Annotated in this window: 28 protein-coding genes and 1 riboswitch; of the genes, 13 read left to right on the top strand and 15 right to left on the bottom strand. The window is 38.3% G+C overall.

All coding sequences use genetic code 11. The features are described from left to right. The first annotated feature begins 129 nt into the window (after nt 1-129). Together GJU32_RS02900 and GJU32_RS02905 are read left to right on the top strand one after the other, a co-directional pair. Nucleotides 130-792 carry a hypothetical protein gene (locus GJU32_RS02900; protein ID WP_155590429.1) on the top strand — a complete coding sequence of 221 codons (663 nt, stop codon included), beginning with the start codon at nt 130-132 and terminating at the stop codon, nt 790-792. 23 nt (nt 793-815) lie between these two features. Beyond that, nucleotides 816-2078 (top strand): glutathionylspermidine synthase family protein, encoded by a 1263-nt coding sequence (locus GJU32_RS02905; RefSeq protein ID WP_155590430.1) that lies wholly within the window; start codon nt 816-818, stop codon nt 2076-2078. A gap of 45 nt (nt 2079-2123) precedes the next feature. Here GJU32_RS02905 and GJU32_RS02910 read toward each other — a convergent pair whose 3' ends face one another. Further along, nucleotides 2124-2597, bottom strand: coding sequence for a YbaK/EbsC family protein (locus GJU32_RS02910; RefSeq protein WP_155590431.1), 474 nt, complete (start codon nt 2595-2597; stop codon nt 2124-2126). Between the two features lie 125 nt (nt 2598-2722). Here GJU32_RS02910 and GJU32_RS23295 point away from each other — a divergent pair, with 125 nt between their 5' ends. From GJU32_RS23295 to GJU32_RS02925, 4 genes are all read left to right on the top strand, one after another. After that, complete coding sequence (locus GJU32_RS23295) at nt 2723-3232, top strand: hypothetical protein (RefSeq protein WP_230874909.1); 510 nt, start codon at nt 2723-2725, stop codon at nt 3230-3232. 26 nt (nt 3233-3258) lie between these two features. Next, the gene (locus GJU32_RS23300) at nt 3259-3870 is read left to right on the top strand and encodes a PstS family phosphate ABC transporter substrate-binding protein (RefSeq protein WP_230874910.1); all 612 of its coding nucleotides are present in this window, start codon (nt 3259-3261) and stop codon (nt 3868-3870) included. 31 nt (nt 3871-3901) lie between these two features. Further along, a riboswitch (guanidine-I (ykkC/yxkD leader) is annotated at nt 3902-3998 on the top strand. A 125-nt stretch (nt 3999-4123) separates the two neighbouring features. Continuing rightward, nucleotides 4124-4465 carry a DMT family transporter gene (locus GJU32_RS02920; protein WP_155590432.1) on the top strand — a complete coding sequence of 114 codons (342 nt, stop codon included), beginning with the start codon at nt 4124-4126 and terminating at the stop codon, nt 4463-4465. Further along, a complete protein-coding gene (locus tag GJU32_RS02925; RefSeq protein ID WP_155590433.1) occupies nt 4465-4779 on the top strand; it encodes a DMT family transporter in 315 nt (104 codons plus the stop codon). The genes GJU32_RS02920 and GJU32_RS02925 overlap by 1 nt, the downstream gene beginning before the upstream one ends. A gap of 47 nt (nt 4780-4826) precedes the next feature. On the opposite strand, the gene GJU32_RS23305 is transcribed toward GJU32_RS02925, so the two are convergent. The 4 genes from GJU32_RS23305 to GJU32_RS02945 all read right to left on the bottom strand — a co-directional run bounded on the left by GJU32_RS23305 (nt 4827) and on the right by GJU32_RS02945 (nt 8633). After that, nucleotides 4827-5705 carry a glycine betaine ABC transporter substrate-binding protein gene (locus GJU32_RS23305; RefSeq protein WP_155590434.1) on the bottom strand — a complete coding sequence of 293 codons (879 nt, stop codon included), beginning with the start codon at nt 5703-5705 and terminating at the stop codon, nt 4827-4829. An 87-nt stretch (nt 5706-5792) separates the two neighbouring features. Next, nucleotides 5793-6647: an ABC transporter permease gene (locus tag GJU32_RS23310; protein ID WP_155590435.1), complete on the bottom strand. Its 855-nt coding sequence runs from the start codon at nt 6645-6647 to the stop codon at nt 5793-5795. Beyond that, nucleotides 6640-7839 (bottom strand): quaternary amine ABC transporter ATP-binding protein, encoded by a 1200-nt coding sequence (locus GJU32_RS02940; protein ID WP_155590436.1) that lies wholly within the window; start codon nt 7837-7839, stop codon nt 6640-6642. Before GJU32_RS02940 ends, GJU32_RS23310 begins: the two co-directional genes overlap by 8 nt. Before the next feature lie 158 nt (nt 7840-7997). Beyond that, entirely contained in the window at nt 7998-8633 is a 636-nt protein-coding gene (locus GJU32_RS02945) for a GntR family transcriptional regulator (protein WP_155590437.1), read from the bottom strand. A 269-nt stretch (nt 8634-8902) separates the two neighbouring features. Here GJU32_RS02945 and GJU32_RS02950 point away from each other — a divergent pair, with 269 nt between their 5' ends. From GJU32_RS02950 to GJU32_RS02965, 4 genes are read left to right on the top strand one after another with little or no spacing between them, the layout of a single operon-like run. Further along, nucleotides 8903-9634: a GTP cyclohydrolase II gene (locus GJU32_RS02950; protein WP_155590438.1), complete on the top strand. Its 732-nt coding sequence runs from the start codon at nt 8903-8905 to the stop codon at nt 9632-9634. A gap of 15 nt (nt 9635-9649) precedes the next feature. Further along, nucleotides 9650-10762 (top strand): bifunctional diaminohydroxyphosphoribosylaminopyrimidine deaminase/5-amino-6-(5-phosphoribosylamino)uracil reductase RibD, encoded by a 1113-nt coding sequence (gene ribD / locus GJU32_RS02955; RefSeq protein WP_155590439.1) that lies wholly within the window; start codon nt 9650-9652, stop codon nt 10760-10762. Next, nucleotides 10759-11844 carry an FAD-dependent monooxygenase gene (locus tag GJU32_RS02960; RefSeq protein WP_155590440.1) on the top strand — a complete coding sequence of 362 codons (1086 nt, stop codon included), beginning with the start codon at nt 10759-10761 and terminating at the stop codon, nt 11842-11844. The genes ribD and GJU32_RS02960 overlap by 4 nt, the downstream gene beginning before the upstream one ends. A gap of 16 nt (nt 11845-11860) precedes the next feature. Continuing rightward, nucleotides 11861-12418 (top strand): 5' nucleotidase, NT5C type, encoded by a 558-nt coding sequence (locus tag GJU32_RS02965; protein WP_155590441.1) that lies wholly within the window; start codon nt 11861-11863, stop codon nt 12416-12418. Between the two features lie 44 nt (nt 12419-12462). On the opposite strand, the gene solA is transcribed toward GJU32_RS02965, so the two are convergent. The 4 genes from solA to GJU32_RS02985 form a co-directional block, all read right to left on the bottom strand. After that, nucleotides 12463-13581 carry an N-methyl-L-tryptophan oxidase gene (solA, locus tag GJU32_RS02970; RefSeq protein WP_155590442.1) on the bottom strand — a complete coding sequence of 373 codons (1119 nt, stop codon included), beginning with the start codon at nt 13579-13581 and terminating at the stop codon, nt 12463-12465. Between the two features lie 126 nt (nt 13582-13707). Further along, complete coding sequence (locus tag GJU32_RS02975; RefSeq protein ID WP_155590443.1) at nt 13708-15057, bottom strand: uracil-xanthine permease family protein; 1350 nt, start codon at nt 15055-15057, stop codon at nt 13708-13710. Nucleotides 15058-15108: 51 nt separating this feature from the next. Further along, nucleotides 15109-16476, bottom strand: coding sequence for a guanine deaminase (guaD, locus tag GJU32_RS02980; protein ID WP_155590444.1), 1368 nt, complete (start codon nt 16474-16476; stop codon nt 15109-15111). Between the two features lie 192 nt (nt 16477-16668). Beyond that, entirely contained in the window at nt 16669-17559 is an 891-nt protein-coding gene (locus tag GJU32_RS02985; RefSeq protein ID WP_155590445.1) for a LysR family transcriptional regulator, read from the bottom strand. A 116-nt stretch (nt 17560-17675) separates the two neighbouring features. Here GJU32_RS02985 and GJU32_RS02990 point away from each other — a divergent pair, with 116 nt between their 5' ends. Together GJU32_RS02990 and GJU32_RS02995 are read left to right on the top strand one after the other, a co-directional pair. After that, nucleotides 17676-18860 (top strand): YbfB/YjiJ family MFS transporter, encoded by a 1185-nt coding sequence (locus GJU32_RS02990; RefSeq protein WP_155590446.1) that lies wholly within the window; start codon nt 17676-17678, stop codon nt 18858-18860. Between the two features lie 185 nt (nt 18861-19045). Beyond that, entirely contained in the window at nt 19046-19786 is a 741-nt protein-coding gene (locus tag GJU32_RS02995) for a class I SAM-dependent methyltransferase (RefSeq protein ID WP_155590447.1), read from the top strand. Between the two features lie 171 nt (nt 19787-19957). On the opposite strand, the gene GJU32_RS03000 is transcribed toward GJU32_RS02995, so the two are convergent. The 6 genes from GJU32_RS03000 to GJU32_RS03025 all read right to left on the bottom strand — a co-directional run bounded on the left by GJU32_RS03000 (nt 19958) and on the right by GJU32_RS03025 (nt 25351). Next, complete coding sequence (locus tag GJU32_RS03000) at nt 19958-20758, bottom strand: ABC transporter ATP-binding protein (RefSeq protein WP_155590448.1); 801 nt, start codon at nt 20756-20758, stop codon at nt 19958-19960. Beyond that, nucleotides 20758-21789 (bottom strand): FecCD family ABC transporter permease, encoded by a 1032-nt coding sequence (locus tag GJU32_RS03005; RefSeq protein WP_155590449.1) that lies wholly within the window; start codon nt 21787-21789, stop codon nt 20758-20760. The genes GJU32_RS03000 and GJU32_RS03005 overlap by 1 nt, the downstream gene beginning before the upstream one ends. Beyond that, on the bottom strand, nt 21786-22820 hold the full coding sequence (locus GJU32_RS03010) for a FecCD family ABC transporter permease (RefSeq protein WP_155590450.1): 1035 nt from the start codon (nt 22818-22820) through the stop codon (nt 21786-21788). Before GJU32_RS03010 ends, GJU32_RS03005 begins: the two co-directional genes overlap by 4 nt. Before the next feature lies 1 nt (nt 22821). Next, nucleotides 22822-23886 (bottom strand): iron-siderophore ABC transporter substrate-binding protein, encoded by a 1065-nt coding sequence (locus tag GJU32_RS03015; RefSeq protein ID WP_155590451.1) that lies wholly within the window; start codon nt 23884-23886, stop codon nt 22822-22824. Between the two features lie 414 nt (nt 23887-24300). After that, on the bottom strand, nt 24301-24786 hold the full coding sequence (locus GJU32_RS03020; protein WP_155590452.1) for an NUDIX hydrolase: 486 nt from the start codon (nt 24784-24786) through the stop codon (nt 24301-24303). 19 nt (nt 24787-24805) lie between these two features. After that, on the bottom strand, nt 24806-25351 hold the full coding sequence (locus GJU32_RS03025) for a GrpB family protein (RefSeq protein ID WP_155590453.1): 546 nt from the start codon (nt 25349-25351) through the stop codon (nt 24806-24808). Between the two features lie 137 nt (nt 25352-25488). On the opposite strand from GJU32_RS03025, the gene GJU32_RS03030 reads away from it, so the two are divergent. After that, nucleotides 25489-25956: a 2-thiouracil desulfurase family protein gene (locus tag GJU32_RS03030; protein ID WP_155590454.1), complete on the top strand. Its 468-nt coding sequence runs from the start codon at nt 25489-25491 to the stop codon at nt 25954-25956. The last annotated feature ends 40 nt before the right edge of the window (nt 25957-25996 follow it).

Raw genomic sequence — 25996 nt, forward strand, 5'->3', positions numbered from 1 at the left:
TGAAATCCCAAACGTTCAAACTGTTTGGGATTTTTTTGTTAAATAAAATTGTATTATTTTGTAAAAAGTGAAACTTACCATTGAATACATCCGTAAAATAGTTACCTGAAATAAAGGAGCGTTTTAATTATGGCGAAGCAAATGAAAAAATATATGGCTGTGACAACGGCATCTTTCATGGCTGTACAGTTAGCGGCATGTGGAAATAGCGAAACTCAGACAGTAGAGGAATACCCTACACCATCCTCCACTTCAAATCAGATAACGGAAGAACAAAATCAAGTAACTACAAGTGATGAATTAGTGAGTGTTTACAATAGCGAAATGGCCGATGCATGTAATGAATGGCAAGAAGGCGATGATGGTTCCTATGAATGTATTGATGAAGATTCTCCTTACTATGCACAGCATTTCTTCAATGGTCTCATGTATGCAACGGCTGGGGCAATGATAGGAAGTGCTATCTATAAAAGTCGCAATTTAAAAAATGGTAGGGATCGTGATGAGCAGAGTGGTGGTAGCGGTTCTACAGTACCTCGATCGACACAGAGCGGTAAGGATGAGAGTAAACAAACAAATGGGAGCACGAACAGCACACAAAATAAGGCTGGTACAACATCAGGTAGCTCCACGTCAAATAGTTCAAACAGTTATTCGAGTGGGCAGCGGTCCTATTCAACGGACAGTTCATCTAAGAGCTCTAACTCCTATTCTAATAGTTCTTCCTCTAGCTCAGGAAAATCTGGGTTTGGTTCAGGAGGGGCATCTCGTGGTGGCTCGTCCTCCTCTTAAAGTTTGGAAAGGGAGCAAATAATATGATGAATCATACGCAACAACGAAAAGCATTCTATGCGAAATACCCTGACTTTTTTCCTGACTTTGAGGATTTAGAGTACGCCCTGTATGATGTCTTAGCATTGCCAAAGCAGCAAATCGATAAAATTCACTATGCAACACAAATACTATGGCGCATCTTTTTAAAAGTGGGAAAACAATTTAAGCATTTATCTGTTGATCAGCTCTTAGCATTAGGTATTCGTCCTGAAATGATTCCGTATATCCAACTAGATTATTTACAGCAACAATCTGTCCTTGCACGTTTTGACTTTATTTGTACAGAGGATGGCGACATTAAATGTCTAGAGTTGAATGGGGAAACACCTTTTCTTGTGCAAGAAACATTCGAGATGAATGAAGCACTATGTCAACATTTTGATTATAACAATCCTAATGATGTAACAGCCTTACACAAAACATTGTCGAGTGCACTTTTTGCAGCTATTCATTATTTACATGATGTCAAAAAGCCAAAGGTCGTCATCACTGGAAAAACAGAGACAGAGGACTATGAGGAGTTTTGTCAGGTGCAGTTTATAAAGCGCTGTATTCCATTTGATATTGATTATGTACCTATTAAGGATCTAATCATTTTTCCTAGTGATACGCCAAATGTAGCGCAGGGTCTTTACACACCTGCTATGGAGAAGATTGATATTTTATTTCGTCCTGCTCACCCTGTAGAGTTTTTATTAGATGATGTGGCTTCAGATGGGGATCGTATTGGACTACATCTTTTAGAGCTTGTCAAAAAACGACAGCTAGCCATTATTAACCCACCAGCTGCGTATGTATTACAATCAAAAATCTTATTGTGGCTAATATGGGAGAGGAGAAACGATCCACTACTCTTTAGTGCAGAGGAACGAGCAGCAATTCAACAATATATGCTACCTACATATCTTACAGCAGAGTCATTTATTCGAGATGATATACCTTATGTTAAGAAACCTGTTTATTCTCGTGAAGGGAATACAGTGGAAATTTACGCGGGTGATGGGAAGAAGGTAAACGCCTCAACGTCAACACATTATGACGATAACCTCTTTATATACCAGCAATATGTGGAGATGCCCAGTATGACGATTCAGTTAAAAGAGGGATACCAGACTAAGAAATGGCTAATCGGTTCATTTGTTGCAGATAATCGAGCATGTGGTTTAAGTTGTCGTGTCGGCAATCAAATTACAGAATGGGATTCACATTGGCTAGCTATTGGTTACAGTAGCAATCGTATATAGTGGAATCGGCGAGACTTGTTAAAAGTTTCGCCGGTCACTTAGTTATTAATCATGCCAACCTTTACATACATCAATCCATTCTTTATAGGGTGTATACGTTTCGAGCTCTGAAATGGTTACCTCGATTGCAGAATTGCTACTACCGCATGCTGGAAACACTGTTGTAAAACGTTTCAGCGATGCATCTAAATAAATGGCTACACCTTCGTTAACACCAAAAGGGCAAACCCCTCCGACATCATGGCCAATCATAGCCTCAACATCATCTTTAGATAACATCTTTGCCTTTGTACCAAACGCAGCCTTATATTTTGCATTATCGATTTTTGCATCACCTGCAGCAACAATTAATATGGCTCCATCATTCACAAGGAATGATAAAGATTTGGCTATGCGTTCAGGCTCACAGCCTAGTGCCTGTGCTGCCAATTCAACTGTTGCGGAGCTTTCTTCTAATTCTTGTATTTTGTGCTCTACATGCCATTGTGCTAAATGATTGCGTACTTTTTCAATTGCCATATGTACATTCCTCCTATTTATATGATTTTAACATAATTTTCTGAATATATAGCTGTGAAAGCTCTTGTTTTCGAATATGATTAATGTATAGGGTGTAAAATTACACTAAAAAGGAGGGCGTTCCTATGATCAAATTTATTCAACTAGTATCTGTGTTGATCGGTTTATCAGTTGTAACATTAATGGTTGCGCTTATTATTACACTGAACGGCAGCAAGCATTTTATGCAGCTAGCCTTTACAGTGCCGGTATGTTTATTTATCTTGTTTGTTTGTAGCATGTTTAAATGGACGAATAGTAAAAAGCAAAGAGGGTGGCTATTTAGTGTAATGGGAATCGCCTTATTGGTTGCTTCCATCCAACCGATTCAGCATTATTATAAAATGAGTATTCCCACTGTAGATGCAGAAATTGATATATCCGCCTATCAGCCATTTACAATGCGCAACAAAGTAGTTAAGTCTGACTCAAAAGCATCATTACAATTGGAGGAGTCATTACCACGATTAGATGGTGCGACAGCTATGTACCCTTTGTATGCGGCATTTGTTGAGGCTACTTATCCCAAAAATGACTATTCTCCATATGATAGTAAAATCAAAGTAAGTCGTACACCACAAGCCTATGAAAATTAATTGCAGGGGATGTTGATCTTATCTTTGTGGCAGCACCTTCAGTTTCACAAGAATGGCAAGCAGAAAAGGAAGGCCTTACATTCGACATGACACCGATCGTGCGAGAGGCATTTGTCTTTTTTGCGCACCATAAAAACGGAGTGGATAATTTAACACTTGAACAGGTGATACAAATATATGCTGGGGAACTTACCAATTGGCGTGATGTAGGCGGTGAGGACGATGCAATCCGTGCTTTCCAACGGCCAGCGGATAGTGGGAGTCAAACAGCACTAGAAAAATTGATGGGTAATACGCCAATTATGGATGCACCTTCTGAAGATATTGTGTCAGGAATGGGAGGAATCATCCATGAAGTAGCAAAATACCGTAATTATAAAAACGCAGTTGGCTTTACGTTCAGATATTATTCTACAGAGATGGTCAATAATAAAAAAATCAAGTTACTATCCATTGATGGAGTGGCACCCACTAAAGAAAACATTCAAAATGGTACATACCCTTTAGTATCTGAATTTTATGCAGTTACTGCAGGAACCAAAAATCAAAATGCTCAGAAGCTGATTGATTGGATAATTTCTGATGAAGGGCAAGCGATGGTAGAAAAAGTCGGCTATGTACCAGTGGAAAAAAATTAAATAGTTTGCTATACTAAGAGCAACAATCGAATTAAAAGTTTTCTAGGGTTCCGTAGCCTTTGCTAGTCTGGTCCGAGAGAAAACCACAAATTGATTTTGTGACACGGAAGGATAAAAGCCTGGGAGATACTGTTTATTAACAGTTTCTTCAGGCTTTTTTTGTTTGGCTAAAATCAAGTTATTTGGCGAATGCTAGAAAAGTGATTTATCAATTAGTTATTCGTTCGTGTCTCATAAAATGGAGGGATTTATTATGAATAAACATTGGTTAAGTGTCATTATCGCGGCTTGCTTTGAAGTCGGCTGGGTCATTGGTTTAAAGCATGCAAATAGTATGCTGGAATGGATTGGGACTGCTATTGCTATTTTTATTAGTTTTTATTTACTAATTAAAGCAGGGGAACATTTACCAGTAGGTACGGTCTATGCTATTTTTGTCGGATTAGGAACAGCAGGGACAGTATGTGCAGACAGCTTACTGTTTGGAGAGCCATGGAAATTAGCAAAAATCGTATGTATTGTTGTTTTACTTGCAGGGGTTGTGGGCTTAAAGCTTGTAACTGGTGAGCCGAAGGAAAATGAGGTGACTGAATAATGGCATGGATGGCATTAGTTGTTGCAGGGTTATGTGAAATGATGGGTGTATATATGATTAGTAAATATAATAAGACAAAGAATATGAAAAATTTAGGGTTATTGATTTTCGCCTTTACATTAAGTTTTGTGGGCCTTGCCTATGCTATGGAAACATTACCAATGGGGACAGCCTATGCTATTTGGACAGGAATAGGAGCAGCTGGAGGAGCTTTGCTAGGTATGCTGTTTTTTAATGAATCAAAGGACTGGAGACGAATGGTTTGTATTATACTTGTATTAGGAGCAGCCATTATGTTGAAGTTATTATCATAAATAAACATGCACTTCCGTTGTAAAAGGCGGAAGTGCATGTTTTTATATTATTTTTTTACATCTTTTGTCCATTCAGCGACTTTATCTGGATTAGCTTCAATCCATTCTTTAGCAGCATCTTTTGGATCTTTGCCATCCATTACTTCCAGCATAACACTTTCTAAATCTTCTGCTGTCCAATGGAAGTTATCTAGAACAGAATATACATCTGGTAAATCTTCTTTCAAGCCTTTACGAACAAATGTATTAATGGTCTCTTCTCCGCCAAATACACCTTTAGGATCTTCTAAGTATTTAAGATCATATTTAGCGAATTTCCAGTGTGGTGACCAGCCTGTGACAATAATTTCTTCCTTATTTTTAAGCGCTTTAGCTAGTGAAGTTGTCATTGCACCTGAAGAGGAAGTAACAAGATTCCAATCTGCTAAATTATCATATTCTTCTAATGCTTTTTCTGTAGCAGCTGTAATACCAGCACCAGGCTCGATACCTGTAATTGTATGATCTGCTACATTTGTTAAATCTTCAATAGAGTTAACATTCATATAGCTTGGTACAACTAAGCCAATTTTTGCACCAGCAAGGTTTTCACCTAGCTCATCTAAATCGGCTTTATATTTTTCATATTGTGATGCGTGTGTATGTGGTAGCCATGCAGCAACCATACCGTCTGCCTCCCCTTTAGAGACAGCCTCCCACATAATTGCATTATCCAAAGGAGTTAATGTCACGTTATAACCTAAGTCTTCGAGTACCTGCCCAACAACATTTGTTGAGGCGATTTCTGTATCCCACTCAACATAGGCTAGATTGACCTCCTTAGAATCACTGTTTTTTCCAGAACCCGAGTCTCCTCCACTACATGCAGCAAGCATGAAGCCTAGGCCCAGAGCCATTCCTAACTTTGATAGTGTTTTCAGTTTCATCGAATCTCCCTTTCTATTTCTCTTTTTGTATCAAACTGCCGACACGCATCTTTTGATGGGTGTTAGCTAGAAAGTTTAACTATGTTTCTATAATGCTTTCTTTTTATTGAAGCTTTGTGTTAATCGGTCAATGATGATAGCAAATATGACTAAGCCTAAGCCTGCAACGAAGCCATTCCCAACTTGTGTACGTTGTAAGGCTGTTAAAACTTCACGTCCTAGACCTGGAGCTCCAATCATGGATGCGATAACTACCATAGAAAGTGACAGCATAACGGTTTGGTTAATTCCTGCCATAATCGTTGATTTAGCAAGAGGAATTTCAACTTTAAATAGTTTCTGACTAGCTGTACTACCATAAGAATCTGCTGCCTCCACTAATTCTTTCGGTACTTGACGAATACCAAGGTTTGTCATACGTACAGTTGGGGGTAAAGCAAAAATAACAGAAGCAAAGACACCAGGCACAATCCCGATGCCGAAGAAGGCAACTGCTGGGATTAGATAAACAAAACCAGGCATTGTTTGCATGAAATCAAGTATTGGTTTGATAATGTTTTCAGCTATTGTTGATTTTGACATTAGGATACCAAGTGGAATACCGATGATGATGGATATAATACTTGAAAAGATAACGAGCGTGGTTGTCTCCATAAGATTCGTCCATAATCCTTGGTTATAAATAAACAACAAGCCTAATAATGAGAATGCAGCAAGCCCGAATTTTTTACCTGATACGAAGAAGGCAAATAGCACGACAAGTAATATTAAAATAATGGCTGGGATACTAATTAATAAATCAGTGACCTGATTCATGAGTAGTTTTCCAAATTGCTGAATTGAGTTAAAGAACGCTGAAAAATTACTCGTCAACCAGTCCATAGCTGATTCTACCCATGAAGCTAGTGGTATTGCTGGAATATTATCTAAAAAATTATTCATGTACTTCGGCCTCCTCATCGCTCGTTGAAAGTGCTTGGATGACAACGCCCCTAATTAAAACACCCAGTAAGCGATCATCTTTTACAACTGCAATAGGAGTAGGTGAATTGTAAATCATACCTAAAATATCCTGTAGTAGCATATCTGGCGGAACGGTTAACACCTCTGATTGCACAATAGAATGGACAGTTTGTTCATGCCTTTTAGCTGCAGCCAGTGCATCATCTGCAGTAATATAGCCTTTTAAATGTCGATTTTTATCAACGGCCATTAATAAACTAACTGCTTCTTGACGCATACGTTTGAGTGCTACTGTAGGACCATCAAGGTCTACATTGACATAAACAGGTCGCACCATGACGTTTTCTGCTGTTAATACTTTAGAACGGTCCACATCTTCCACGAATGTTTTGACATAATCATTTGCTGGGTTGGTTAATATTTCTTCTCCGGTACCAATCTGAATGATCGAACCATCCTTCATAATGGCAATGCGATCCCCAATGCGTAATGCTTCATTTAAATCATGTGTAATAAATAAAATTGTTTTTTTCAATTTTTGTTGAAGATCAAGTAGCTCATCTTGCATTTCTTTTCGAATCAATGGATCGAGTGCAGAAAAAGCTTCATCCATTAGTAGTATTTCAGGATCGTTGGCAAGGGCACGTGCTAATCCAACACGCTGCTGCATACCACCTGATAATTGACTTGGGTATTGATCTTTGTATGCGAGTAACCCAGCATTTTCGAGAGCCTGTTCCGCTTTTGCTTGGCGCTCTTCCTTTGAAATACCTCGAATTTCAAGGCCGTATTCGGTGTTTTGAAGTAATGTGCGATGGGGGAATAAACCGAAGTTTTGGAAAACCATACTCATTTTGTTTCTTCTGACAGTCCGTAGACTTTCTTTTCCCATAGTAGAAATATTTTCTCCATCGATATATATATTTCCGCTCGTTGGTTCGATAAGGCGGTTTAAGAGCCGTATAAGTGTTGATTTACCACTTCCTGACAATCCCATGATCACGAAGATTTCTCCTTCGTTGACCGTAAAGCTTGCATCGTATACACCAACAGTCGCACCTGTTTCTTTTAAGATATCAGTCTTACTTTTTTGTTGCTTAACGAGTTCTAGTGCTTGGGGAATATGTTTGCCAAACACTTTTGATACGTGTTCTATTTTAATTTTTTCCATAGAAGCACTCCTTTCGTAGATTATTACTATGTGAGGATAATGATACCCAAAAATAAACAAGTAACAACTTTACTGTAACAAAGGGTTGTTACTTTTGTCAAATCGACTACTAAGAAAAAAACCGCTTAAACGCTGTTATATCAGCGCTTAAACGGTTTTTAATTTGGGTATAAAAAGCTTTGAACTCTGGCGAAGCTTTCATCATTTCCAACAAAATAAATAATGTCGCCTTCCTCGAATGAGACATAAGGACCAGGCGATAGTAATAATTCGTTGCCACGTCGAATGCCGACGATGGTACTGGATGTATTTTGCCAAAAATTTAAAGCTTGAACAGTTTGATGGATACATGGACTATCAGCTGTCATTTCTAATTGATAAGGAATGAATGGATTGACTGATCGATAATGCTCCGTGCGGCTAATGAGCTGCTTTGCCTTGTCTTGTAAATTTATTAATTCATGATGCTGCTTTTGAATACTTGTTAAAAGTTCACTTTGTATTTCGTGAATGGATTGAACATCATGAAATTGTCTGACGAATTGTGCTGCTTTTTCATACGATTTGATGATAACGCCGCTACCTTTTGAAGCCTCCACAATTTCTAAGTCTTGTAAAACGGCAATGGCTCTTCTCGCAGTCTCTGCCGACACATTATATTGACTTGCAAGTGAGGATCTTGCGTATATTTTATCGCCAATGCGGTATTTTCTTTCTACAATCTTGGAGGCAAGATCTATTGCTATTTGCTGATATTTTGGCTGCTTTACTTGAACACTTTTTTCTAAGTTCATTTTAAACTTCCTTTCGTCATTACAGTACCACAGCTTATTATAGACTAGCCTGCACAGAAAAAATAGCATCTCCATAAGCTAGTAGTATATGATGAAAAAGTAATGATAAAATTTTTGTATCTACCATTTATAATTAAAGAATAATAGCTGTTGTTTGACACTTTTTAGTTATTATTATAAACTTAGTTACGTTATGTAAGTGATGTGAAAATACATGTGCTCAGTTGGTGTAGTTAACCAACTGTTTCTATAGAAGGTTGGAGATTATTATGACAATTACGACTAAAGTTATGGACATAGTGAAAGATAAAATGACAATTGTAAAACATACAAATACAGAAAATATTTGCTTAGTTGGACCAGTGAAATTGCCGGTTAAACAAGGTGATTTTTCTGCAACATTTCAATGGTATAACTGGCTTAAAGTCGATGTGAGTTTATCAAAAGAAGAAATCATTGATGGATTAGCCAATGCCAATTTAGCATTTTTACAACAATCATCTGTGCTTGTTTATGGTGATTTTACCCACTCAGAGAATGCTTTAATCCGAATGCATAGTATTTGTCACACAGGTGACATATTTGGCAGTCAGCGCTGTGATTGTGGCTACCAATTGCATGAATCTATGAAAATGATAGTGGAGCATGGCTGTGGAGCCATTTTTTATTTAGCCGATCATGAAGGTCGTGGCATTGGGTTATTCTCTAAATCTCTTGCTTATTTATTACAAGAGGAAGGATTGGATACGGTTGAGGCCAACCATGCACTAGGTTTCCCAGACGATACACGTTCATATGATGAAGCACTCGCGGTTTTAGCTTCCCTACGTACAAAACCTGTCACACTCATTACAAATAATCCAAAGAAATTGGCCGCACTACAAGCTCGTGGCATGGGAGCAGAAGGGCATGTTCCTTTATGGGGCGGTTTAACAGAGACGAATCGTTTTTATTTAGAAACAAAGGTTGAAAAATCTGGACATATAAGCGAAAAGCAATAAGTGGAGGCTGCGATGATGACGAGTTTAGATGAAAAGTATATGCAACTAGCACTAGATTTAGCGGCCAGTGCCAAAGGGAATACGAACCCTAATCCACTTGTTGGGGCAGTGATAGTGAAGAACGGTGTCATTGTAGGCACAGGCTTACACAGAAAAGCAGGTGAACCACATGCAGAAGTGCATGCATTTCGTATGGCCGGTGAGCATGCGCAGGACGCTACACTTTATGTAACGCTAGAGCCTTGTTCCCATTATGGTAAGACGCCGCCTTGTGCGAATCTAGTAAAGGAATCTGGCGTTAGTCGAGTTGTGGTTGCGATGGAAGATCCCAATCCAGCTGTAGCTGGCCGTGGCATTCAGTTATTGCGTGATGCAGGAATAGTGGTAGAAGTAGGTGTTTTAGAGCAACAAGCGCGCCGTTTAAATGAACGTTTCATTCACAACATGCTTACGCAACGACCATTTGTTATTTCGAAGTTTGGTATGACTTTAGATGGGAAAATAGCCACACATACAGGGCATTCTAAATGGGTGACGGGCGAGACTGCGCGTGAGGATGTTCACCATATTCGCCATGAAGTAGATGGGATTTTAGTGGGTGTTGGTACGGTCATCGCTGACAATCCATCTTTAACAACAAGATTAAAAGATGGATACGGAAAAAATCCAACACGTATTATTATGGATAGTTCTCTTCGTACTCCTGACCATGCGAATGTATTAAAGACTGAAGAAGCGCAAACGATCATTGTTTGTGGTGAGGATGTAAGCCAAGAAAAGATAGAGGTATTGACAAAAAAAGGGGTCACAGTTTTACCTGTACGTAAAAATGAACATGGACTTCATATTGATGATATGCTTGAAAAGCTTTATACGCATGGTATTACGGATATTTTACTTGAAGGTGGAGCTAAAATTAACGCTTCCTTTTTACAGCAGCAGGCCATTGATAAATTTGTGATTTATCTAGCGCCTAAAGTTTTGGGAGGTAATTTATCATTAACACCATTTGCTGGCGATAATCCCTCTTTCATGAATGAGGCATGGAATGTTGAATTTACTTCATTCGATAAAGTAGGCGAGGATTTACGAATTATCGCTTATCCAAAGCAAGGTGAGGAAAAGTGAACTATCAAGCAGATGTTTGTATTGTAGGAGCAGGGCCTGCTGGTGCGTTATTGTCCTATTTACTAGCAAAAAAAGGACTATCGGTGATCCTACTAGAACAAAACGCAGTACTAGGTCAGGCATTTCGTGGGGAGCATTTAAATGAGGAAGGCGAGGCTGTTTTAAAAAGTCATCATCTTTTTGAAGCAGTCGAGTCGTTCGGCTTATTACGGATGGAAAAGCTTGAATATTATGCAGATGGTAAAGTATTTAAAACAATTCTTCCTGAAGAAGCGGTAGGACATTTAGGCATTCATGTACCTCAAGCCCATTTATTAAAAGGAATATTAAAAAAAACACAGCGATTTCCAAACTTTATTTGCTTGCTACATACAAAGGTGACGCAGCTCATTGTGGACGCTTCTGGGCGCTATAGTGGAGTCATAGCAATAAAAAATGGGGAAACCATTACGATCGACAGCCAATTAATTATTGGTGCTGACGGTCGATACTCTACTATTCGTAAGGAAGCACATATTGATGTTCAAAAGCATAAACATGGCTTTGATTTACTGTGGGCTAAAATTCCTGCTCCTCCAGGTTGGGAGCCGTCTATTAAAATGGCACTTATCGGTGACAAGCAATTGTCATTATTCACGCAAGTTGCTGGCTTTGTACAGATTGGGTGGAATATTGAGCAAGGTAGTTTTCCTCAGCTTCGAAAACAAGCATTTACACCGTTTATCCATCAGCTTACAACGCAATTTCCTGCATTGACCGATATAGTAAAAGAGCATATTCAGACTTGGAAAGATTTTGTGTTATTAGATGTTTTCAGTAGTCACTGTGACTGTTGGGGTACCAAAGGTCTTGTATTATTAGGGGATGCGGTCCATACGATGACGCCGACAGGTGCGTTTGGGTTGAATAGCGCCTTAAAAGATGCTGATTGTTTGGCTTCCTTGTTAGATAAAGACTCACTTGCTTATTTTGATGTTCAAGAGTTTCAGCATATGCGAAAACAAGCGATTGAATATGTCTTAGCAGTACAAATAGAAAGGGAACAAACCTTTGCTTCACATTTTGTAAATAGAGCATCCTGAAAGGAAGTAGCACTAGATGAAATTTGGCTTTGATATAGATGATACACTCATTGATTTACGAGCACATGCCTTTGCCATTTATAATAAAAAATTAGGTAAAAATATTCCATTAAACATTTTTCATGCCTTAGCAAGAGTTGAAATTCACGAGCCCTTTGGATTATCGGATGCAGAGGGAGCAGCCATGTGGAATAGTTCATTAGAGGAGATTTATTTTACGGACTGTCCTTCTTTTGCAGGGGCATTAGAAACGCTCCAAGCTTTAACGGAGCAAGGACATGACATTTACTATATTACATCACGCCCGAAACAATACTGTGCTCAAACAAAAGCGTGGATGGAAGCGCAAGGTTTTCCAATAACAGACGGTCATTTTTTCTGTGGGATGCAAGATGCAGAAAAAGTCAGCATCATAAAAGAGCTAGCTCTAGATGTTTATGTTGATGATAAACCAGCAGTATTAGAAACACTTCATGCTGTGACAACAACAGTGATCTTAAAAAATCAATCCTATAACCAGCATGTGAATTTACCGCGATTGTTTGATTGGCAAGGGTTTCAAACGATGATATAAAAATAATGGATTGGTGCAACGACAAAACGTTGTACCAATCCTTTTTATTGAAATCGATTGAGTTGAAATGGTGATAAATCCTGCTTACTTTTGCCTTCTATGATAAGGTCTGAAAGTACTTCACCAACAGCACTACTAAATTTAAAGCCATGACCGGAAAAGCCAGCAGCAATCACAATGTTTTGATGCTCAGGTAACAAATCAATGATAAAATCTTCATCTGGTGTCATTGAATATTTGCATGTTTTTCCATATTTAATAGCTCCATGCTGGGGCATAAATTCATGAATGAAATGTTGTAAATCAACGGTATCTGATTCATCAAAAGGGCGCAAAAGGTCGTTTGGATTGATCGCTTCGCCGCCATCATGACGTCCAAGTTTTAGTCCTGCACCATCAATACTTGGGAATCCATAGTACGTTGAATCTGCCAACTCAAAACAATAAGCGGGAAAAACATCTTCACGATAAAGCTGCTCATTCGCCTCAAACCAAGCGAATGTTTTTCGTATGGGTGTTACAGGAATGTCGATGTTCATTGTAGAAAGTAATTCAGTTACCCATGCACCCGCTGTTACAATTAACTGCTTGGCATTATAAATATGATTAGCTGTCTGTACTTGTACAATTTCTCCAGGGTGGATGGCAAGTACTTTTTCATTTGTTTGTAAGCTTGCACCAGCGTCCAACGCTAATTTTTTATAGGCTTCAATGCATGCTTCTACACGAAGGACGCCAGCTGTAGGCTCAAAGCAAGCGACAAAATTTGCTGGCAAGGATAATCCTGGCCACTTGTTCATCGCTTCAGATGCTGTGTAGTGCTCGAGTGCTAAATCATAGAGCGCTGCACTAGATTTCACATTTTGAATAAAGGCGCATGTTGGTGCTCCAATATTTACTACACCCGTTTGTAAAAATAACGTTTCATCTACTAAAGTTTCAAGCTCTTGCCATAGCTCACCAGCTCTTTTAACAAAAGGTACATAGCTAGCCCCTTCACCATATGCAAAGCGGATAATTCTGGTGTCTCCGTGATGGCTACCTTCTTCGTGTGGTGGAGCAAGGGCATCTAACAAAAGAACGTTTTTACCTTCCTTTGCTAAATAATAACCAGCTGCCATGCCCATAGAGCCAGCACCAACTATTATGACATCATATACCATTATAATCCCTACTTTTTTGCTCAAGTATAACAGATTAATAGAAAAGGATACAGAAATTTTAGAAAATAAATAGACACAGCACTTCTATCCAAATAGAATAGCAGTGCTGTGTATGAGATGTATGTGCTATTTTGAGCTTGGTAAAACTTTGTTAAGGACAATGGCCACTAGCGCAGCAGTTGCGATGGGTGAACCAAATAAATATTGCACAGTTGTAGGTAAAGAATATAAGAAGTCATCAGGCAATAAGGTCAGAGCTAAAGTTAAAATGATAGGAATAGCGATTACATACATTTCCTTTTCGCCAATCTGTTCATTTTTCATGACCTGTAAACCACTAATGGCAATAATGCCACAGACAATCACAAATACACCACCAATGACAGCTGAAGGAATGGCTGAAATCAAAGCAGCTAATTTACCCGAGAAACCAAATACAATAAACCACATTCCTGCAGCAATGAATACTCGACGGCTGGCAATCCCTGTAATGGAGATAACACCTGCATTTGTTGAGTACCCCGTAACAGGAGTAGAGCCAAGTAATGAAGCAATAAAACAGCCTATTCCTTCACCAACAACGCCTCGATTAATTTGTTTATCTGTTAATGGTTTGTCGATAACGTTGCTGATAGCAAACCATGTTCCAGTTGTTTCTGCCATTAAGACGATATAAATAATGACCATTGTGATAATCGCTGAAATATTAAAACTAAAGCTGAAATCTGCAAATGGAATTTGTGGCATACTAAACCATTTTGCTTGCGATACAGCAGATAAATCTAAAACACCCATCATATTTGCAGCAATACTACCAGCGATTAAGGCTATGATGACAGAAGCAATACGGAATAGACGCCCTTTTTGATGGAAGATTGTGCCTAACATGACGCAAATTAATAACACAGATGCTGTAATCAGTGCTAAATAGATATTCTGATGAATGGATGCGCCTGCTCCTTTAAAAATATTATCACTTAGTCCGACAGGCATTAGAGCAAGGCCGACAACAAAGATAATCGTTCCGCCAACAATAGGTGGAATAAATGTTTGAACAATTTTATTGAAAATGCCCGTGTATCCTAAAATAATGACTAAAATGGCCCCAATTAAACTTGCGCCTAGCACGGTGCTCCAGCCTAAATCACCACTACCACTTGCTGCATAAATACCAATAATAGCGCCTAGTGGAACATAGGAAGGACCTTGTGCCATCGGTAATTTCATACAAAAGTGTGTTTGGACAATAGTCGCGATTCCTGCAGCAATGAAGGTTGATTGAATTAATGCACTTGCTTGTCCCGTTTGTAAACCAATTAGCATGGCAATTAAAAATGGTACAACGTAAACATCCATGGCCATGACATGCTGTAAACCAAGTATGGCTGATTGGCCAATAGAGACTTTTTCATCTGGTAATACGGTTAATTGTGTTTTTCTTGTTTCGTTAGTTAGTTTACTATGTTGCGTTTCCACGAAGATGTACACCTCAAAATGGTAAATTTTTAATTTAGAAGAAAAGAATCATTAGACTCTCGTATGGACTTTATTTCCTTGCACCCAAACCTCACGGATATTTTCTGGACGCACAAGATACATCATTTTTTGGAAAATATCGCGTAAATCCTCGTTGCTATCGAAAATAGGAAGCTTAGCAGATGGGATTTTTGTATCAATGATTTGTACATCCCATGTATAGTTTTCCTGTAAACGACCAATTGGAAGACTTAAGCTTTCTCCACCACCAGCTGTTGCTAGATAGAAAGCCTCATTAATGGTAATACGGGAATTTGGCACACCACGCTTTTCGGCTACAATGGCTGTATCTACACCATCCTCTAACATTCTCGATGACATAACAGCCTGTTTTGCATTATCGAATAGGCTTGGAGAAAACCCTCCTGAAATATCTGAACCTAATCCAATATCAACGCCCATTGCATGGAAGCGAGCAATCGGAATAACACTATTAGCAAAATAGGCATTTGAGATTGGACAATGGCCAATAGCAGTGCCAGTTTCAGCAAATAATCGTGCATCATCATCACTTAAAAAATTACAATGAGCCATGACCGATTTATCGCCTAATAAGCCAAAATCATGTAAGGCAACGGCATCATTTTTATTAAATCTCTCTTTTACATAGCCATGCTCCCAGTCGCTTTCGCTACAGTGAGATTGAATATGTGTATCGTATTTCGCAGCTAATTCACCTAACCCCTTTAAGGCGTCGTCTGTACAGCTTGGAATAAAGCGTGGTGTGACAACGGGGTAAACACCTTGTTTAGTCGATTTGGCTAATTCTTTTACTTCTAAAATAAATTCTTCTGTATCTGCTAATGCGGATTGTGTGTTAGCATCCCGATAAAAAAATGGATTTTGCTCAGGATCATCCATAACCACTTTTCCGACTAGTCCTCGTTGGCCCTTTTCGGCACAGATTTTAGCTAAAAGTATGCTTGCCTCCTTATGGACTGTCGCGAAATATAAGGATGTTGTTGTGCCGTTAGCTAGTAGCGTGCTCACTAAATCCTCATAAACCTCTTGGGCAAACGCTAAGTCGGAAAATTTGGATTCGATAGGGAAAGTGTATGTGTTTAGCCAATCATAAAGAGGAATGTCTAATGCTGTACCAGATTGCGCCCATTGCGGTGCATGGACATGTAAATCAACAAATCCTGGTAAGAAATATTGACCTTCAGTTAATGGATGGAAGTTATTTTGATGTTGATATGTAGTTAATAGTTGTTGGTATTCAGCATGTTCAGGAGCAACTGCTTTGTCAATCATGCCGTCAGCATTAATGAAAAACAAATAATCTTTTAAAATTTGCACTTCAGTTGCAGATTTACTAGTAAATGCTGTCCCTTTGAAAATATGCGTATATTCAGTCATAAAAACCACCTTAATGTTCGTTTATTGATAATATCATGGATTATTATAGGCTATTTAAACTACTAAGTCTATAAAAAAACGAATATTGATGGTTGGGTGATAGAAATATATAAACATATCCAACTACATTTTTACAGCTTTGACAAGCGTTGATGGATAAATAGAAGGCACTCATTTTCAAGTGCCTTCTTTCTATTTAATCGATTCATTGATAATGTGAAGAAATTTATGAAAGGAGGAGGAATGATGTTGTTCATTTTTTCGTGTACAAAGATAGATAGGGCGTTGAATATCGATATCCTTAATAAAAACACGGGCAACTTGTTGCTGTTGTATAAAGCTAGAAGCGGCTATGGATGGAGCGAGCATTGTACCGAAACCTGCTGCAATAGCATGAATGGATTCATTGATTCCATCAAGTTGTAACCCTACTTTAGGTGGGGGAATCTTATGTACTTTACATAATGCATTTAAATATTCTTTCGTGGAGCTACCATCTTCCCTCGTGACAAAAGGCTGTTGCATAAGTTCTGCCAGTGAAACTGTTTGCGCCGCAAGAGGATGGTTATACGGTACAATAAACCAATAATCTAAATTCATTAGAAATTGATAATTAATATCGGGATGATGACCATCTTCTTTGACGATAAAAGCTAAATCAGCTTTATAGTGAAGTAATTCCTCAATGACTTGCTGTGAATTAGCTGTTTTTAAATGAATATTTGTTGCTGGATAAACTTGTTTAAAATGAGCCAGCCATTTGGGTAGTAAGAAATGGGAGGGAACATGTGTAGAAGCAATTTGCAATTCCTCATTGCCTGTATTTTTTAGCTGCTCTATTTTATGTTCAATATCCGTTTCTAAATCAAATAAGCGTTGTGCCTGTTTATATAAAAAAGTACCGTTGGGTGTTAATGTAATACCTCTGCCTTTCGATTCCAATAGTGAGAAACCTAGCTCTTTTTCTAAATTTCTGATTTGAATGGTTACAGCGGGCTGGCTAATCATAAGAGCTTGTGCAGCTTTGGAAACACTATTGAGTTCAGCCACCTTTGTAAATAACCGTAGTGCATGTAAATTCATATCAATACACCTTTCATAAATTTTTTTAATGCTTTTATATACATTATATATTAGATTTATTAATTTTCGCTCTGTATCCTTTTAATTACAGTAGAGAACATGGGGAGGGCATAAAGATGAATCGACAACATGTGGGGATTGTCTTTGGGGGAATATTATTACTAGTTGTAGCAATGGGCATTAGTCGCTTTGCTTTCACACCCATTCTGCCGTTTATGCGTCATGATGTAGGGTTTTCATTAGAAGTGGCTGGATTTTTAGCTTCAAGCAATTATATTGGCTATTTCATCGGAGCATTGTGGGCAGGATTTATTTATCGTCAACGAAAAAATGTTTTATTGGCAAGTGTCGTTTTCAATGTCGTTTCAGTCGGATTAATGGGCTTAATACAAGTGTATAGTGTGTGGCTAGTTCTCCGTTTAGTAGCAGGTATCACAGGAGGTCTTATTTTTGTTTTAACGTCTAGCATTATAATGGATTATTTGGCGAAACATTCATTATCACGATGGTCTGGCTATGTATTTAGTGGCATTGGCCTAGGTATCGCTATTTCAGGTTTATGTGTACCTGCTCTAGAAGCAAAATTTGCATGGCAGGGCGCATGGCTAGGACTAGGCATATTATCAGCCATTTTTTTACTCGTTACGACTATTTTGTGGAAAGATTTAGAGGTGCAGGACAGCATAAAAGTCGCAAAATCTCTCGGTACGAAAATGACAAGGGGCTTTATGCCATGGCTTATTCTGTCCTACGGTTTAGAAGGACTAGGCTATATAATTACAGGTACTTTTTTAGTCGATATTATTCATAATATTCCTTCTCTTCAAGCTTACTCCTCATATAGCTGGGTCATTGTGGGGCTAGCTGCTATTCCATCTGCACCTGTTTGGACGGTCTTGTTAGAGAAGTTTTCAGCTATAAAAATTTTGTTTGTGGCATACATACTTCAAGTGATAGGCATCCTGTTACCCGTATTTTCACAAACTGTATGGAGCGTTCTGTTAGCATCATTTTTATTCGGTCTAACCTTTGTAGGAATTGTCACGCTCACAACTTCCTATGCTCGTCAGCTTTTCCCAACAAAGAGTGGATTCGTTGTATCCTTATTGACAACCTATTATGCATTTGGACAAATTATTGGCCCTATTGTCGCAGGACAACTGGTGAAAGTTTATAGTAGCTATAAAGCTGCGCTTGTATTTGCTGGTATCATTGTCTTTCTAGCATTGCTTGTTATGGTAGTTGGTAGATGGCTGACCGTTAAAAAACAAGCTGTCTCGAAAAATACAATTTCTATATAACGCATAAAAGCCATAAATCCTATTTGGATTTATGGCTTTATCATTTACTTAAAGATGGCGTGCCTCTATCTACATGATAATAAAAAATCAAATAAAAGTCTATTTATTTTTTTATTTATATGGAAAAATAGACAAGTGCACAAGAGACGTAACGTTACGATACTACTTTGAAATGAGGAATTTACATGAACACAGAACAAGCCATTCAACGTTGGAATCAACATGCAGAAAGGTATACAGCTAACTATGATGAGCATGGTGGTATTCATCGTGAAGTATTGTTAAATCCAGCTATCTTTTCTTTATTGGGAGAGGTAGACGAAAAACATGTGTTAGATGCAGGTTGTGGAGAAGGGTACTTAAGTAGATTGCTAGTAAAAAAAGGTGCTACAGTTACGGCCGTTGATTTTTCTCAAAAGATGCTGGATATTGCTAAGAAAAGAACACATAGCCAGGATACTATTCGATTTTTACACGGGAACTGTGAAGATTTATCGTTTTTAGCAGATGAACAATTTGATTGCATTATTTCAAATATGGTTCTCCAAGATTTAGAGGATTACAGGTCCGCGTTGCATGAGATGTATCGACTCTTAAAACCTAATAGCACGTTTATTTTTTCAATACTTCACCCATGTTTTGTGACGCCAAATAGTGGATGGATAAGGCATGAACAGCTAGATCAGCAGTATTGGAGAGTACAGCGTTATTTTTACGAAGGCACCTATCAACAACTAGATGCGGACCCACCAATTGTCCTCTATCACCGTACATTATCAAGCTATGTGCAAGCGATTATTCAAGCTGGCTTTACCATTGAAAATATGATAGAACCAAAGCCATCGCAAGAGATACTAGAGAAGTATCCTCAATTTGAGGAGGATCTACATTGTGCAGACTTTATTGTTTTTAAATTAAGAAAATAAAGGGGAGACCATGAGATTATTCCATGGCAGTCTACTGTAACAATTTTTTATCCTCGGCTATGTGAGCGAGCAGATTTTGATTTCAGTAATGGACTAATTTGGATGGTTAAAACAGAAGCTTTCGTTCATAAAGCACAAAAGGGAATGTCTGGATTGACATTCCCTTTTTAACTAGACAGCATGATAACGACCAACAGGAACAATTAAAGGTGTTTTAGAAACAGGGTCTTCAATAACCATGCTATCTAAATCAAATGTTTCTTTAATTAACTCACTTGTCACAATCTCTCTTGGCGAACCTTCTGCTAGTAAACGACCATTTTTTAATGCAAATAAGTAGTCTGCATAACGCGCAGAAAGATTAATATCATGCAATACCATGACAATGGTTGTACCATATTTTTTATTTAATTCTGTTAGCAAATCCAAAATTTCAACTTGATAGGTAATATCTAAAAAAGTTGTCGGCTCATCTAAAAATAAAATATCAGTTTGTTGAGCTAATGCCATAGCAATCCACACACGTTGACGCTGACCACCTGATAGTTCATCGATATTGCGTTCAGCAAATTCTGTAATGTTCATCATTTCAAGTGCTTCTGCAACCGCCTCATAATCTTGTTTAGACCACCCTTTAAACAATGTTTGATGAGGAAACCGACCACGCCCAACTAAATCAGCCACTGTAATTCCCTCAGGAACGGTAGGGGACTGAGGTAAAAGTCCTAACACGCGAGCTAGTTGTTTTGGTGGCATTTGATGAATTGATTTGCCATCTAGCATGACATGACCACCAGTTGGCTTAATGAGGCGTGCCATTGTTTTCAATAAAGTAGATTTTCCGCAACCATTCGCACCAATAATAATGCTAATTTTGTTACTTGGAATAGCAATGCTGACATTTTCTAAAATCGTTTTTTGTTCGTAACCAGATGTTATATGTTCAGCTTGAAGCGTATGTGTTGGTTTCATCATATATCTCCCTTTCGATTGATTCGAATTAACAAGTAAATTAAGTAAGGTGCACCAATGATTCCTGTAATAACACCTACTGGATATCTAGCTGTAAATGCGAATTGACCAATTAAATCAGCAGCCAATACTAAAATAACACCAATTAGACCAGCTGGAAGTATATTTGAAAACCCGACACCAACTAACTTTTTGGCAATTGGTCCAGCAAGGAATGCAACAAAGGCGATTGGTCCTGTAGTTGCTGTAGCAAGTGCGATGATCAATACAGAACAAATCATTAAAATGATTCGTGTTTTGTTTGTGTCTACACCTAGAGAGGTGGATGTTTGTTCACCAAGCTCAAGCATTTCTAAATGTTTCCCGAAAAATAAAAGTACAGGTGTAAATACAATGACAATCATCATTAATGGATAGATTGTCTCCATTTTCGCACCGTTTAAGCTTCCACTTAACCATCTCATTGCACTTGGAATATCATGTGTATTGCCAATTAGCATTAAATAAGAGATGAATGCATTTAGCATTGCTTGAATACCAATCCCGATTAAAATTAATCTGCCGATTGAGAAAGAAGCGCTTCTTGATAAAGCATAAATAATTAGTACAGTAGCTAAACCACCAATAATTGAAGCTATGGAAACAACGGTATTACTTGCTTGTAGGACAATAATACAAAATACAGCAGCAGCACTTGAACCTGCTGTAATACCAATAACATTTGGATTGGCTAAAGGGTTACGCAACATAGTTTGAAAAATATAACCACCAATACCGAATGCAAAGCCAGCAAATGTACCAGCTAGCATGCGTGGTAGTCGAATTGTACCTACAGCGAAAGAGGCACCTTGTACTTGTTCGCCTAGGAGAACACGAATAACATCTTCGACAGGATAAATCGTGTTACCAAGCATTAGCATTGTGCCACAAAGTATTATGGAAATAAGAGTCAGTACTGAAGTTATTATGACAAAACGTCTTTTTCTTCGTTGTCTGCCCTTCATTATGGAAATCAATGTTTCATTCATCATAACGCACGCATTTTCGCTTTCATCGTAATTAAAATCAAGATAGGGGCACCAATAAAGGCTGTTAAAATACCTACCTCTAGCTCACCAGGACTGCCCAGAAGTCGACCACAAACATCTGAAAACGTTAAAATAATTGCTCCTGCTAAGGCGGACATAGGAAGGATAAAGCGTATATCTGGTCCAATAATAAGGCGGACAACATGAGTTGCTAATAAACCGATAAAGCCAATAGGTCCTGCTAGTGCTGTAGCAGCCCCACATAAAAGAACGCCACCTAGTGCTGCAAACATACGTAGTGTACCAGTACGAACACCTAAACCAGTTGCCACTTCATCGCCGAGTGCTAAAGCATTTAATGCTGGGGCAGTGAAGAGGGCAATCAAAATACCTACAACTAAAAATGGAGTAAATAACTGAATAGCTTCCCAGCTCCCGGCTCCTACACTACCAACTTGCCAAAATCGAAATTGATCCATTACATTCGTACGCGGAATCATCACCGCAACAACTAATGAAGATAAAATGGCACTTGTAGCAGCCCCTGCAAGTACAAGCTTTAATGGTGTAGCGCCACTTGCACCCATAGAGCCTATTCCAAAAACAAAAATAGCAGTGATAATTGCACCCGCTATTGCTAACCATATATATTGATTTGCTGAACTAATGTCTAAAAAAGCAATACCACAAACGACAAAAAGTGAGGCTCCTGTGTTAACCCCCAAAATACTTGGATCTGCAATTGGATTACGTGTAACAGCTTGCATGAGTGCCCCAGAAACACCTAATGCCGCACCACACAGTAAACTAAAAATTGTTCGGACGATTCGTTGTCGAACAACAACGGCTTCATGCGACTGGACATCGGGATGGAACAAGCCATCCATTAGTCCAGTCCAGCCAATTGTACGAGAACCGAATATTAGCGAAGCAATTACGCATATCGCAAGAAAAATGATAAGAAAGAGCAAAACTTTAGCAAAATTTTTAGGGAAAAATAACTGCTTCTGTTCGGTAGCTTGTATCTTATTCATATTACTTTATATTTTTTGCTACATCTGAGATTAATGATAAATATTCATCAATTGTATAGTCAATTGAAAGTGGGCTAGGGGTACCAGCAGCTGCAAGAGGAGTATTATCGCCAATAACGACAACATTCCCGTTTTGAATAGCAGGTACTTTCCCTAAAATTGGGTCAGCTTGTAATGCAGGTAAAGTTGTTTCATCTCCGTAAGCAATAAAGATTTCTACATCAGATAAAGCATCTGCATTTTCAGCGCTTAATTCAATATAGAAGCTACTTTTATCTGTAATTTGCTTTGTAACGCTTTCAGGATATTCCATACCTAATTCAGTTAAGAATTCACCACGTGGGTCTGCAGGTGTATAAACATAGAATTTTGATAAGTCAGTTGCAGTAAACATAGCGAATGCAGCTTTTTTACCTTTAATAGCAGCATGTTCACTCACTTTATCTTGGATTAATTTTTCAGTGTCTTTGATTAATTGTTGACCAGCTGCCTCCATACCCATACCTTGAGCGTTTAATGTAACTTGGTCACGCCAAGAAGTTACCCAAGGAAGTTCTTTATAGGCAACAACAGGTGCGATTTGACTTAATGTATCGTACTCTTCTTGCGTAATACCAGAGTATGCAGCAAGAATGACATCTGGATTAGAGTCAGCAATGGCTTCGAAATCTAAACCGTCAGTATCTTGATAGATGTTTGGTTTTTCTTCACCAAGCTCTTTTAATTTTTCAGCAGTCCAAGGAAGCATACCACTACCATCTTGTACACCATAGTTAGCTGCAGAGAAACCTACAGGAACAACACCTAGTGCTAGTGCAACGTCATGGTTAGACCAAGCAATTGTTGCTACACGCTCAGGCTTTTTTTCAATAACCGTTTCACCAAAAGCATGTTTAATTGTAATTGGATATTGCTGTTCATCTTTAGTTTCTGATGTATTACCTTTTGTTTGTTCTTCTTCTTTTTTAGCAGTGTCTTTATTGGATGAATCAGAACAAGCTGCTAAAGCTAAAACCATTAATGATAAAAGCATAACTATGAACATAGAATTTTTTATTTTTGACATTTTCTTAACCTCACTTTATTTTGTGATAATGATAATCCTTATCACTCAGAAAAAATACTACGCTAATTTCAATAAAAGTCAACAAATTTTTTTGCATTTTGTCGTTTTTCAGCTTCATTGAAATAGTTCTTTGGTATTGAAAATACTGTTTTAGAAAAAAACGGAAATGATTCTTACGGCATGGTTATGAAACAAATTGTGTTAGGATTTTTACTTTAAATGTACAGGGAGGCTTTTATCACTTTATAACAAGCACTAGAGGTAGGGCAATGAAAGCGAAGCAACAGGTACAGCTAGAAGACTCCTTCAATGTAATCTTCAAATATACAGTCTTGAATTGGTCGATGTGCAGAATGACACTAAAAAACCAAGCCTCGTCATGCACCTATTGCATGGACGAGGCTTGGTTGTATATTAGACAGTAGTCGTTTGTTCGATTGGTGTTGAAGAGACATTAACTAATTTCTTGTCTTGATATGTAAAGATAAATTCATAGATAGTTGTTTCATTGAGCATTGTAGGTAAATAATATTTTAAGTCCGCAATACCTACATTTTCAGGGTGGAAAATCCAGTCCAGCTCTTTCCAATCAAGAATACCTTCTGCCACCTTTATGGGAGTAACATATGTAAAAGATTCAGGTAGTTCTGCTATAAATGCATACATACAACCATAGTTCACAACGCCATCTGTCCAGGTAATTTTACCTTTATAGGTAATATCCTCAACCGTAATGCCTGTTTCTTCCTTGATTTCTCGAAGTGCACCAGCTAATGGCGTTTCATCCTGTTCAATTTTGCCACCAACACCATTCCACGCGCCCATCCATTGTGGCTTATCTCTATTTAATAAAAGGATATAATCACCCTTCTTCAGAAAACAAATTGTAAATTCAGCCAAGTTTGTTCCTCCTTTTTCTTTAGCTATCTGAATTTGCAGGAGACCAGCCTGTACGCTGACTCCAGTGATTCGCTTGTTTTAATATTTCCCATATAACAGCTTCTTTAGAATCCGTATAAAGTTGACGATTATGTGTGTATTTCTTAGCTAGTTCATATTTTACTTGCTCATAGCGCCGACAGTAGTCTGGATGACAGCGTAAAAAATCTCGAAATAATAAGGCTAGCTGTTCTGCCCAACTACCAGCCTGCCGGACATGGATATGAATACGCCTATTTCCAGGAGCCTCCCGAAAATAACGTTTAGAGAAATCAGAATTATCTACTCGAAAGATAAAACCTAGGCTTTCTAGCGGGATTTTAAATGCCTCTAATGATGTTAACGTTTCGACGGATATCTGTATATCAATGATGGGTTTTGAGGCTAAGCCTGGTACAGCTGTTGAACCAATATGATCAATTCTAAGCGCTATATCTCCTAAAGATTCGCGCAATTTGGAGCCTAAAGCATGAAATTCTTGTGCCCATTCAACTGTATAAGGCAAAATTAAAATAGAATCAGACATTTTTTCCTCCTTTGGTAGTTTGATGAATAAAAATATTGTATCAAAGAAATCGACATGTCACTTCAAAATTTTGTAATGAACTCGTGTTAAACTAATTTTATTGATTGATAGGAAGGTTAAGGAAATGGGGAGTAGCAATGATTTTAATAAGTGCTTGTTTAGCAGGATTGAATGTACGTTATAATGGCACGAGCAGTCTAGATGAAAGAATACAGAAGCTTGTGTTAGAAAATAAAGCGATCACTATTTGTCCAGAACTGATGGGAGGTTTTTCAACCCCTCGTGAGCCCGCGGAAATAGTAGGGGGAGATGGGGAGGATGTTCTTGATGGCAAAGCAACCGTAGTTGAAATGTCTGGTCGGAATGTCACAGAACTATACTTAAAGGGCGCTTATGCGACTTTACAGAAAGCACTTGAAGTAGGTGCGACTAGGGTTGTGCTAAAGGAGTATAGCCCTTCATGTGGTAGTGTAATGGTTCATAATGGCGAGTTTAATGGCACTAAATTAGTTGGTGCAGGGGTGACCACTGCATTGCTTAAAAGAAACAATATAGCCGTTTTTTCTGAAGAGACTATTTCAGAATTATTAATCGCACATAAGTAACTTCGTAATTGAGAAACATGCCCCCAAGCTTTGGGGGCAT

This window comes from Lysinibacillus cavernae (genome assembly GCF_009724685.1).
GTDB classification, from domain to species: domain Bacteria; phylum Bacillota; class Bacilli; order Bacillales_A; family Planococcaceae; genus Lysinibacillus; species Lysinibacillus cavernae.